Annotated in this window: 10 protein-coding genes; 4 read left to right on the forward strand and 6 right to left on the reverse strand. The window is 63.8% G+C overall.

Translation table 11 applies throughout. The features are described 5' to 3' along the window. Nucleotides 1-27: 27 nt before the first annotated feature. Nucleotides 28-1,491, reverse strand: coding sequence for an alpha,alpha-trehalose-phosphate synthase (UDP-forming) (locus AC1Q6C_RS24365; protein WP_085989962.1), 1,464 nt, complete (start codon nucleotides 1,489-1,491; stop codon nucleotides 28-30). A 103-nt stretch (nucleotides 1,492-1,594) separates the two neighbouring features. Beyond that, nucleotides 1,595-1,768 (reverse strand): hypothetical protein, encoded by a 174-nt coding sequence (locus AC1Q6C_RS24370; protein ID WP_164490548.1) that lies wholly within the window; start codon nucleotides 1,766-1,768, stop codon nucleotides 1,595-1,597. Nucleotides 1,769-1,924: 156 nt separating this feature from the next. On the opposite strand from AC1Q6C_RS24370, the gene AC1Q6C_RS24375 reads away from it, so the two are divergent. Beyond that, a complete protein-coding gene (locus AC1Q6C_RS24375; RefSeq protein ID WP_083197637.1) occupies nucleotides 1,925-3,679 on the forward strand; it encodes an ABC transporter ATP-binding protein in 1,755 nt (584 codons plus the stop codon). A gap of 23 nt (nucleotides 3,680-3,702) precedes the next feature. Then, a complete protein-coding gene (locus AC1Q6C_RS24380; RefSeq protein WP_492666865.1) occupies nucleotides 3,703-5,478 on the forward strand; it encodes an ABC transporter ATP-binding protein in 1,776 nt (591 codons plus the stop codon). A gap of 44 nt (nucleotides 5,479-5,522) precedes the next feature. Here the strand turns inward: AC1Q6C_RS24380 and AC1Q6C_RS24385 are convergent, their stop codons facing one another. Then, nucleotides 5,523-6,458, reverse strand: a complete 936-nt coding sequence (locus AC1Q6C_RS24385) for a methionyl-tRNA formyltransferase (RefSeq protein WP_007734348.1) — start codon at nucleotides 6,456-6,458, stop codon at nucleotides 5,523-5,525. Nucleotides 6,459-6,568: 110 nt separating this feature from the next. Here AC1Q6C_RS24385 and AC1Q6C_RS24390 point away from each other — a divergent pair, with 110 nt between their 5' ends. Further along, the gene (locus AC1Q6C_RS24390) at nucleotides 6,569-7,372 is read left to right on the forward strand and encodes an alpha/beta fold hydrolase (RefSeq protein ID WP_003945829.1); all 804 of its coding nucleotides are present in this window, start codon (nucleotides 6,569-6,571) and stop codon (nucleotides 7,370-7,372) included. 59 nt (nucleotides 7,373-7,431) lie between these two features. Here the strand turns inward: AC1Q6C_RS24390 and AC1Q6C_RS24395 are convergent, their stop codons facing one another. The 3 genes from AC1Q6C_RS24395 to AC1Q6C_RS24405 form a co-directional block, all read right to left on the reverse strand. Next, on the reverse strand, nucleotides 7,432-7,701 hold the full coding sequence (locus tag AC1Q6C_RS24395) for a metal-sensitive transcriptional regulator (protein ID WP_007734349.1): 270 nt from the start codon (nucleotides 7,699-7,701) through the stop codon (nucleotides 7,432-7,434). A gap of 90 nt (nucleotides 7,702-7,791) precedes the next feature. Continuing rightward, the gene (locus AC1Q6C_RS24400) at nucleotides 7,792-8,202 is read right to left on the reverse strand and encodes a DUF302 domain-containing protein (RefSeq protein WP_003945447.1); all 411 of its coding nucleotides are present in this window, start codon (nucleotides 8,200-8,202) and stop codon (nucleotides 7,792-7,794) included. A gap of 103 nt (nucleotides 8,203-8,305) precedes the next feature. Next, entirely contained in the window at nucleotides 8,306-10,453 is a 2,148-nt protein-coding gene (locus tag AC1Q6C_RS24405; protein WP_228401900.1) for an MMPL family transporter, read from the reverse strand. Between the two features lie 151 nt (nucleotides 10,454-10,604). Here AC1Q6C_RS24405 and AC1Q6C_RS24410 point away from each other — a divergent pair, with 151 nt between their 5' ends. Then, nucleotides 10,605-11,189, forward strand: a complete 585-nt coding sequence (locus AC1Q6C_RS24410) for a class I SAM-dependent methyltransferase (protein ID WP_003945672.1) — start codon at nucleotides 10,605-10,607, stop codon at nucleotides 11,187-11,189. Nucleotides 11,190-11,223 lie beyond the last annotated feature (34 nt).

Here is an 11,223-nt window from a genome sequence, read left to right on the forward strand (position 1 = left end):
CGCGGCCTCAGCCTTTGTGCACTGTCCTCAGTGGTCTTGTGCTTCGGCCGGGGCGATCAGCGCCGGGCCTGCGGCACCGCCGTGTGCGAGCGCGTCGAGGAACGAGCGCGCCCAGCGGTCGACGTCGTGCGTCAGGACCTGACGACGTAGCGCACGCATGTGGCGCCGGCCGTCCTCGCGCGGTTGATTGAGGGCCTTCTCCATCGAATCCTTGACGTCGTCGAGGTCGTGGGGATTGCACAGAAATGCCTGGCGGAGTTCTGCTGCGGCACCGGTGAATTCGCTGAGCAGCAATGCACCACCCAGATCGCTTCGGCAGGCGACGTACTCCTTGGCGACGAGGTTCATGCCGTCACGCAGCGGCGTGACGAGCATGAGATCGGCGGCGACGAAGAACGCGACCAGTTCGTCGCGTGGGATCGGCCGATGGATGTAATGGACGACGGGGCGGCCGACTTCGCTGAACTCGCCGTTGATTCGGGAGACCTTCTGCTCGATGTCTCCGCGCATCTGTACGTAGCTTTCGACGCGTTCGCGGCTCGGGGTCGCCAACTGCACCATGACGGTGTCGGCGGGGTCGATGCGCTTCTCCATGAGAAGTTCGTGGAGCGCAGCGAGCCTGACGTCGATGCCTTTGGTGTAGTCGAGGCGGTCGACGCCCAGCATGATGTGCTTGGGGTTTCCGAGTTCTTTGCGAATCTGCTTGGCGCGGTCTCGAATTGCCTTGGTGCGCGAGAGCTCGTCGAGCTTGCCGGAGTCGATGGAGATAGGGAAGGCGCCGACGCGGACGCTACGGAAACCTACTTGCACCACACCGAGTTTGGAGCGGACGCCGACGGTTCCACGTGAAGTCTGTTGCCCGGCAAGGCGTCTGGCCAGGTACAGGAAGTTCTGTGCGCCACCCGGAAGGTGGAAGCCGATGAGGTCGGCGCCGAGGAGGCCTTCGACGATCTCGGTGCGCCACGGCATCTGCATGAACAGCTCGACCGGGGGAAACGGAATGTGCAGGAAGAAGCCGATGGTCAGGTCGGGGCGCAGCATCCGCAGCATCTTCGGTACCAACTGCAGCTGGTAGTCCTGGATCCAGACTGTCGCGCCCTGTGCCGCTGCCTTGGAGGTGGCTTCGGCGAATCGCCGGTTCACCTCGACGTAGGCGTTCCACCATTCGCGGTGGTACTCGGGTTTGACGATGACGTCGTGATAGAGCGGCCAGAGGGTGGCGTTGGAGAATCCCTCGTAGTACTCGTTGATCTCCTCGGCGCTCAGCGGCACGGGGTAGAGCTCGAGTCCGTCTTCGACGATGGGGTCGAGCTCGGCGTCCGCCACCCCCGCCCAGCCCACCCACGCGCCTTGATTGCTGCGCAGGATCGGCTCGAGAGCGGTGACCAGTCCGCCGGGGCTTCGCTTCCAGCGGGTGGTGCCGTCGGGAAGCCGTTCCAAGTCGACGGGCAGGCGGTTCGCTACGACAACGAACTCAGCCTGCCCGGACACGGCTTCACCGGTCGAAGAAGCAGGTGCGCTGTCAGAAAGGGTTGAACTGGTCGAATCCGGACTGACAGGCACGTGGTTCCTTCTCGGTCGGTGAGGGAAAGATTCAGTCGAGCTTGGCGGCGGGGGAGATACCGAGCATCGAGAGCAGCATCCTGCACTCGTCGGCATCTTCCGCGTAGGCAGCGACGACGCGCTGTGCCTGACGAGCAGTTTCGTCCGCTACGGGCTCGAGGTCCTCGTCCGCGATCTCGGTTTCGACGGTCGTGTTCTCAGCCATCATGTTCCTCTCGTGCTTGCCTGCACGGCGCAAGCAATGGTTCTTACTCGCGACTCTATGAGAACTGGGCGTGTCGACGCTAGTTGCTCATGTATTAGGGTCGACTTACTTATCTCTGTACTCAACTTTATCGCTTCCATCGATGCTTGGAGTTCCATGAGTTCGACCCCCTCGAGTGTGACCGTCGACTCGGACGAGCCGGATAGTGGCAATCACAGCGGTGCTGCGATTTTGCGACGTGTCCTCGTCCGTAACCGTGGTCCGCTCGCCATCGGCACGGTTCTGGTCTGTCTGCACCAACTGACCGAGACGGCGGTGCCGATCTCCATCGGTGTGATCATCGACCGTGCGGTGGAGACTTCGGACACCACGGCCCTGATCGTCTCCATCGTCGGTCTCGCGGCTCTGTTTCTCGTTCTGACGGCCGCGTGGCGCTTCGGCGCACGCTTCATCGTCACCGCGATGCAGCAGGAGGCTCATCGCCTCCGACTCGAGGTGGCGCACCGCGTCCTCGATCCGCGTGGGGTGCGCACCGATCTGCGTTCGGGTGAATTGCTGACAGTCTCGACATCCGATGCCGAGCAGACTTCGTGGATCGCGGACATCGTCCCGCGCGCCGCTGCGGCCCTGACAGCTGCGGTGGCGTCGGCGGTGGCGTTGGTGTGGATCGACCTCTGGCTGGGGCTGGCCGTTCTGATCGGAACGCCGGTCATTCTCGGTCTGCTGCAATTGGCGGCGCCTCTCATCACGTCGAGGGCCACCGGTCAGCAGGCGTCGATCGCTCGGGCGTCGGCGATGGCTACGGATCTGGTCAGCGGATTGCGTCCGCTGCGCGGTATCGGCGGTGAGAAGACCGCGTCGGCGCGCTACCGCACGGTCAGCCGTCAAGCGCTCGCATCGACGATCGGCACGGCCAAGGCGACCGGTATCTACACCGGCGTTGCCGCGACCATCAGTGCGTTGCTCGCGGTCGGTGTTGCGGGCTTCGCGGGATACTTCGCGTTGCAGGGCCGGATCACGGTCGGTGAACTGATCACCGTGGTGGGGCTTGCGCAGTTCATCATCGAACCGCTCGGATTGCTTGCGTCCATTCCCGGATACTTCGCGGTGGCGCGAGCGTCGTCGGATCGACTGGCACTGGTCTTGGACGCGGAGCCACTGCGTGGCGCGGGTTCGCAGACCGAACTCGAAGGCACCGACCTGACTCTCGACAGAGTCGAGTACAAGTCACTCAAGGGCATCGACCTGCATCTGCCTGCCGGAGAACTGCTGGGCGTCGTGGCTTACCAGCCGCAGGACGCCGACGCTCTTGTCGCGGTCCTGTCCGGTCAGCTGGCGCAGGACGCGTATCGCGGAGTGGTGAGGGTTGGCGGAATCAGCCTGTCCGACATGGACTTGCGATTGGCACGTCGGACGGTGTTGGTGGAGCCGCACATCACCGATCTGTTTTCCGGGTCGCTTGCGTCGAACGTCACCGCGGGCGCCGGTGATGCCGCTGCTCTCGACATCCAGAGTGCTCTGGTGGCGTCGGCAGCGGCGGATGTCGTCGACGCACATCCGGACGGTCTCGACCTCGAAGTGACCGATCGGGGCGCCAGTTTGTCGGGAGGCCAGCGGCAACGCGTCGCCCTCGCGCGCGCCTTGGTGGCACAGGCACCCGTGATGGTCCTGCACGATCCGACGACGGCGGTGGACGCGGTTACCGAGGCATCGATCGCCGAAGGAATCGCAGAACTGCGGCACGAGGGTGCCAGTGGCATCCACACGACGGTATTGATCACCAGCAGCCCCGCCTTGCTGGCCGTGACGGATCGGGTGATCGTGTTGAACGACGGAGTGATCGCCTCGACGGGCACACATTCCGAACTCTCTCGCGGCGACGCGAACTACCGAGGAGCGGTGCTGCGGTGACGGCCACGGACACGACAACCGAAATGCCGGCCGGGGAGAACGCAGAGAAGGTGACAGAGCGCGAGTTGTTGCCGATCGCGAGTGGTCGCCAGACCTGGAAGTGGTTGCGGGCGGCGCTGACCGAACACCGGATGCAGAGCCTGCTGGTCCTGATCGTCGCGGCTTCGGCGTCGGCGATGGCCTTGGTGCCGATTTACGTCTTCGGCGTCCTGGTCGACCGGGTCCGGGACAACGCGCCCACGTCGGCGATCGTCGGGGTGGTCGTGATCATCGCCGCTGCCGCAATCGTGGGCGGTGTGTTCACCGGTGTGGCTGCCTATCTGATCAAGCGGCTCGGTGAGACGATCCTGGCGGATCTGCGAGAGCGGACCGTGGACCGGGCACTGCGACTGCCGATCCAGACCGTCGAGAAGGTCGGTAAGGGCGATCTGCTCTCGCGTGTCGGCGACGACGTGTCGGTGATCGCCAAGGCCGTGTCCGACGTGGTTCCCGGCATGATCGCGGCGGTTCTGCTCGTGGCTCTGAGCATGGTGACCATGCTCGGACTCGACTGGCGACTCGGTCTGGCCGGAATGGTCGCGCTGCCGATGTACGCGCTGGCGCTCAAGTGGTACCTGCCACGCTCGGCTCCTGTTTACGCAGCCGAGCGGGTAGCGATGGGCGCTCGTTCACAAGCGCTGATCAGCAGTCTCCAGGGTGCGAAGACGGTCCGCGCGTACAGCCTCGAGAAGGAACACCTCGGGCAGATCGATGCGGCGTCGGCAAAAGCGCGCGATCTGGCAGTCGGAGTGTTCGGCCTGTTCACGAGGTTCGCCGGTCGAGGTAACCGCGCCGAATTCGTGGGCCTGTCCATGATTCTCGTCGTCGGATTCCTGCTGGTCCGTGAGGACGTCGTGACAGTCGGCCAGACGACGACTGCCGCCCTGCTGTTCCACCGCCTGTTCAACCCGATCGGCTCACTGCTCTACACCTTCGACGAAGTGCAGTCGGCCGGCGCAAGCCTCGCGCGACTGGTCGGCGTCGTCGAGATCGAGGAAACGGAGCCTTCGACGGATGCAGGTTCCGTTCCGGCCGACGGTTCGCTGCGTCTGGATGACATTCGGCACAGCTACGACGGTGGTCATGAGGTTCTCCACGGAGTGAGCCTCACACTGCGTGCGGGGGAGCGCGTGGCGCTCGTCGGTTCGACCGGAGCCGGAAAGACGACGCTCGCGGCGATCGCTGCCGGTTCGATCACTCCGACGTCGGGCCGGGTGTCGATCGGCGGTGTCCCGCTTGCCGACCTCGATGACCTACGACGCCACATCGCGATCGTGAGTCAGGAGGTTCATGTCTTTGCCGGACCTCTGATCGAGGATCTGAGATTGGCGGCTCCCGAATCCTCGGACGAGGACGTTGCCGCGGCACTGCGGACGGTCGGCGCGTACGAGTGGGTGGAGGCTCTCGACGAGGGAATGCTGACCGTAGTCGGCGAAGGCGGGCACGAGATGACGGCGGCGCAGGCGCAGCAGTTGGCTTTGGCGAGACTGGTGTTGGCCGATCCCGCCGTCGCCGTACTGGACGAGGCAACAGCGGAGGCGGGCAGCGCCGGAGCGCGGGAACTGGAAGCGACTGCCGACGCCGCTACGGAGGGCCGCACCACTCTGGTTGTCGCACACCGGCTTACGCAGGCTGCGGGCGCCGACCGAGTGATCGTGCTCGAACACGGACAGATCGTAGAAGAAGGCCCGCACCGCGAACTGGTGTCCGCGGGCGGGCGTTACGCACAACTGTGGGTGGCCTGGGAAGGTCGCGACTGAGGGGTTTGTACTGGGTTTTGTACTGAGGGGGTCTGATCCGGCGATCAGGTGAGGTACCCGCCGCCGTGGGGGAAGAACTCGGCGGCGGTGTACTCGCTGCCGTCGTCGAGTCGGACGCGCTCGATCCGCAGTCCCTTGTTCTTGCCCGACCACGCGTCGGGGCCCGCGACGATCACCATGCCGTCGTCTTCCTGGATGAACACTCGGCCGGGGGTTCCGCCGTAGTGCCCGCGTGAGACGGACGCCTTCAGGATGCGGATGCGCTGGCCCTTGAACTCGGCGAAAGCGTTGGGGTACGGATCGGACTGTGCCCGGACGAAACGCTCGATGACCTCGGCGGGCCAGGACCAGTCGACGTGGCTGTCCTGCGGTGCGCGCTTGTGGAAGAACGTGGCCTGCGATCGGTCCTGCGGCGTCCAGTCGGTACGGCCGGACGCGATCAGATCCAGGGCGTCGAGTGTGATGGGGCCGATCATGTCGATCGTGCGGTGGAACAGATCGGTGACGGTGTCGGTCGGGCCGACCGTCGTCGAACGCTGCAGCACGATGTCGCCCGCATCGAGTTCCTCGTCCATCAGGTGCGCCGTGAGCCCGACTTCTTCTTCGCCGTTGATCAGAGCCCAGATGAGCGGGGAGAATCCCGTGTACTTGGGCAGCAGCGAATCGTGGATGTTGAGGGTGCCGTACTTGGGTGCGTCGAAGACCTCCGCAGGCAACCAGGTACGCCAGTTGTTGGCGACGATGATGTCGGGAGCTGCTTCGGCCAGCGCGGCTTTGAAGGCATCGTCAGGCTTGTTCGCCACGTGAACGGGTACACCGTTCTCGGCCGCCAGATCTGCAACCGAGTCCGCCCACATCTGTTCGTAGACGTGTTCGCTCTTCGGGTGTGTGATTGCCAGCACGACCTCGTGATCGGAGTCGATCAAGGCCTGCAGGGTACGGTGGCCCCAGGTTTGGTATCCGAGCGTAGCGACTCTCAACGGGGGTCCTCCTGGACGAGCATGGGCTGGGGTTGCGGTCACACGACCGCCCATCAGCTTAGGCTATCCAACCAAAATTGTTGATCACACGTACGAGGAGGAAGGCTGACATGACGGTCGCCACAATCAACGGAATCCCCATCAATTACCAGGTCAAGGGTGATGGAGATCTGGTGGTGCTCATCATGGGGACCGGCAGCCCCGGCCGCGTCTGGGATCTGCACCAGACCCCGGCGCTGGTGGCCGCCGGCTACCGAGTCTGCACCTTCGACAACCGCGGAATCGCACCGTCCGGCGAGAGCCTCGGCGGCATCACGATGCCCGACATGGTCGCAGACACCGCCGGACTGATCGAGCACCTCGGTGGCGGTCCGGCCCATGTCATCGGCACCTCGATGGGCGCCCGGGTGGCGCAGGAACTGACGCTCGCCAGGCCCGATCTGGTTCGCAAAGCAGTGTTCCTCGCCGGTCACGCCCGGATGGATCATTTCCAGCAGGTCCTGACCGAGGGTGAGCGCCAGTTGTTCGACAGTGGCGTCGCTCTGCCGGCCAAGTACCGTGCCGCAGTGACCGCGGTGATGAACCTCTCGCCGGCCACGCTGGCAGACGATCACTCCGCGCGCGACTGGATGGACATCTTCGAGTTCACCGGCGGCGCAACGTCACCGGGTGTTCGCGCGCAGCTCGGTATGGACCGCGCCTTCGATCGACGGGGTGCGTACAAGTCGATCATGCGCCCGTGCCTGTCCGTCGCTTTCGCCGACGACCGCATGATCCCGCCCTACCTCTCCCGCGAGGTGGCGGACTGCATCGCTACGGCGTCGTACGAAGAGATTCCCGACGCCGGGCACTACGGCTACCTCGAGCGTCCGGAGGCCGTGAACAAGGTGCTGATCGACTTCCTGGCGAAGTAGTTTTCCGCACGCGAGAAAGGGCCTGACCTGCTAACTGCAGGTCAGGCCCTTCTCATGTTTCAGGCCAGTGCCAGGAACAGCTTCTCGAGTTCGGCCTCGGTCATCGGTTCCTGACCTTCCGCGCTGTCACCGCTCAGGCATTCACGCAGCCCGGAAGCGACGATCTTGAACCCTGCTCGGTCCAGCGCCTTGGACACGGCGGCGAGTTGCGTGACGACGTCCTTGCAGTCGCGGCCGTTCTCGATCATCGAGATGACCCCGGCAAGTTGGCCGTGGGCACGACGCAGTCTGTTCAATACGAGCGCAATGCTCTCTTCGTCGCCGGTCATGGTGGCCCCTTCTCGAGTGTTCGTGCTGCGGTCAAGGGTACCCCTGGGGGCATGTCACTGCTTGATTCAGTGTTTGATCCGGCTGCGGTGTCAGATCAGCGAGTCGACGGCCGCGCGCAACTTGACGGCTGCGTCGGCTGCCACGGACTCGAGGCCGGGTTCGCCGGAAACCTGAACCATGAGAGCAGGATTCATCGCTTCGACGAAGAACGAATTCTCGGTAGTCGTATCTTCGCGGACGACGACGTTGCACGGCAGTAGGAGGCCGATCTGACGATCCACCGAAACTGCCCGATGGGCCAACGGTGGGTTACAGGCACCCAGGATCAGGTACTTTTCCATGTCCTCGTCCAGCTTCGCCTTGAGTGTTGCTTGCATGTCGATCTCGGTCAGGATGCCGAAGCCCTGCTCGGCGAGAGCGCCACGCGTGCGGGTGACGACGTCGTCGAAGGTTCCGGTGACCTTGGTTGCGATCGCTATCGGTTCTGTGGGTGTTGTCATTGCGCGCTCCTCGTCGTTGGCTGTCACTGTCGCCGGCTTTGATTTCTCTTGTCTCCATCATACCCCTGGGGGTATCAGTAGGACAGTGATGTCGGGTACACGATCAGCCATGCGAGAAGCTGATGTTCGGCAGGACGCGACGCAGCCATGCCGGCGCCCACCAGGCTGCCCGGCCGGTGAGGCGTAGGAGAACGGGCAGCAGCACCAAGCGGACGAGCACTGCGTCCAGGAGCACAGCTACGCCGAGGATGATGCCCATTTCCTTGGGTGGCAAGGGATCTGCGAGCGCAAAAGTGAAGAAGACCGCAACCATCACCGCTGCTGCCGCCGCAATGACCCGACCTGAATGCGCGAGGCCGTCGATGTGTGCGATCGCGGGGTCGCCTGTGCGTTCGTAGTGCTCCTTGGCACTCGAAAGCAGGAACACGGTGTAGTCCATCGCGATCGCAAAGATCATGGCGAAGAAGAAGACCGGACCCCACCCGTTGAGGAAACCCTGGGGGGTGAAGCCGAGTAGGCCTGCTCCGTGACCGTCCTGGAAGATCAGCTTCGCGATTCCGAATGCGGCCCCAGTGGACAGCAGGCTGACCAGCGTGCCGATCAAGGCGATCAAAGGCGCCTGGAGGGCGATCAGCAGCAACAGGAATCCGAGCGTCAGAATCACGACCACGACGATGGGAAGGTAGTCGTCGAGTGCCTGCTGAAGGTCGAGATTTTCGGCCGGAGCGCCGCCGACGAGCGCCGATTCCGGCAGTTGCGACCGAAGGTCGGCAAGGATGGTTTCCATCGCAGGATCTGACGGGTCGACGGTGGGAACTGCTTGCAGCATAACAAGATCGGACCCGTCGGCAGCTTGTTGCGCTGGGGTGACCATGGCCACGCCGTCAACGCTCATGGCAATACGTGAGGTGTCGGCTGCATCGTCGGCGGACGTGACGATCTGCAACATCCCCGGGGCGCCGTCCCCGAATTGCTGCTGCACCAGTTCATAGCCCTGGCGAACCGGGGCGTCCTCGGGAACCACGGCGATGGAGGGCATTGCCACCTTCAGTCCGAAGACCGGAACAACGAGTGCGATCAGGATGAGTAAGGCGCCGAAGCCGAATGGCCACGGGTGCTTGTGCAGCAATGATGCCCAACCTGCGAACATCGGGGAGCGGTGCTGCTGGCGCTTTGCATACGGTAGAGAACCGCCGTTGACCTTCGCGCCGATCCTGCCGAGCACGGCAGGCAACAGGGTGAGTGTTGCGGCGAGAACGAAGATCACAGCGAGCATGATTCCGACAGCCATCGTGCGTACGGCCGGGGCTGGAACGATGAGAACCGCAGACAAACTGACCAGAACTGTGAGGCCGGAAAGGACCACAGCCTTGCCGGCGGTGTCCATGGTTTGAGCCACGGCGGCCCTTGGATCCGGATCGGCTCGCAATGCATCCCGGAACCTGGCGACGAGGAAGAGTGCGTAGTCGATGCCCAGCGCGAGAGCGAACATCATCGCGAAGTTCATGGCCCACACGGAAATCGGCGTGATCTCGTTGAGGATTACAAGCCCGCCCGCCGAAGCGATCAGGCCCGCAAGCGTCAGCAGTAGTGGTAGACCCGCGGCAACCAGGGAGCCGAAGGCCAACACCATGATCGCGAGAGTGACGGGCCACGACATCATTTCGGCTTTGATCATGGCTTCGTGATTGGCCTTGTTGAAATCGCTCCACAACGCCGACGCACCCGTCGGGTACACCTCGATCGTGTCGGTGGACAAGCCCGTGAGCTTCTTGCCGAGTTCGTCTACCGCGCTGACCATCTCGTCGGTACTCGCGTTGGCGCCCGCGACCATGATGCCGGTATGTCCGTCCGGGCTGATGGTCATACCGGGCTGCGGGGCGATCACTTCGCCGAAGCGAGGGTCCGCGGAAAAGATTTCCGTTGCCGCGGCCAGGGTTTGCTGCATCGACGGATCCGTGATGGGTAGAGAATCCGAGTGAACGACCACTTGTACTGCGGCGGAGGAATTTCCACCGAAATGCTGCTCGGCCAACTCGCGAACTTGCACGGATTCGGATCCGTTTGCCTGCCAACCCGCGCCGGCCAGGGAGGTGAAGACGCTGGGTGCTGCGGCGCCGAGTGCGATCAACGCGATCAACCAGACGCCGACGACGAGGCGGGTGTGAGTCGCCATCGATCGACCGAGACGCGCAAGTATGCCGTCGGCTCGGGTGGGTGGGTCCGCGGTGACTGTTCTGGTCGCTGACATCTTCACTCCTGATACGGGTGGGGGTATTCCTGTCCGTCACCTGTATACCCCCAGGGGTATCGATCTGTCACATTCGAGGGTTCTCTATGCTGCTGGGGGCACCGTCCGATCTGAAACGGTGAAACGGTGAAACGGATATGGGAGAGCAATCATGGACGCACGCGACTGGGACGAGCGATACCGAGCGGTGACGGAGCCATGGGGAGTCGACCCGGCGGGAACCGTCGCAACAAGAATTTCCGATCTGAGACCGGGCACCGCGATCGATCTGGCCTGCGGCGACGGCCGTCACGCGCGGTGGATGGCTGGGCAAGGTTGGTCGGTGACTGCGGTCGACTACTCGTCGGTGGCGATCGATCTGGCACGGGCGAGTGACGGGGACAAGGCTGTCGACTGGCAGGTCGGCGACGCGACCGAGTGGCAGCCGGAAGGGCTGGTCGACCTGGTGTTGGTCAGCTTTCTTCACCTCGAGGTCGACCATCTGGCCGCAACCTTGAAGCGCGTCGGGGAGTGGCTGACGCCCGGCGGACGGGTCCTCTATTTGGGGCATTCCATCGAGAACTTCCATCGTGGTGTGGGCGGTCCACCCGAACCGACCATTCTGCCCGGTATTTCCGATCTCGCTCGCGCTGCGGAGGGATCGAGGGTCTATGCCCTCGAACATGTCGTTCGGCCGCAGGACGGTAAGACGGCAATTGACGTTTTGCTCGAATTCGGTCCGTGGGAACAGGTCTGACCAGGGCGGGAGCGCACCTTCACGTTCCTGGGTA

This window comes from Rhodococcus sp. MT28 (assembly GCF_058792695.1).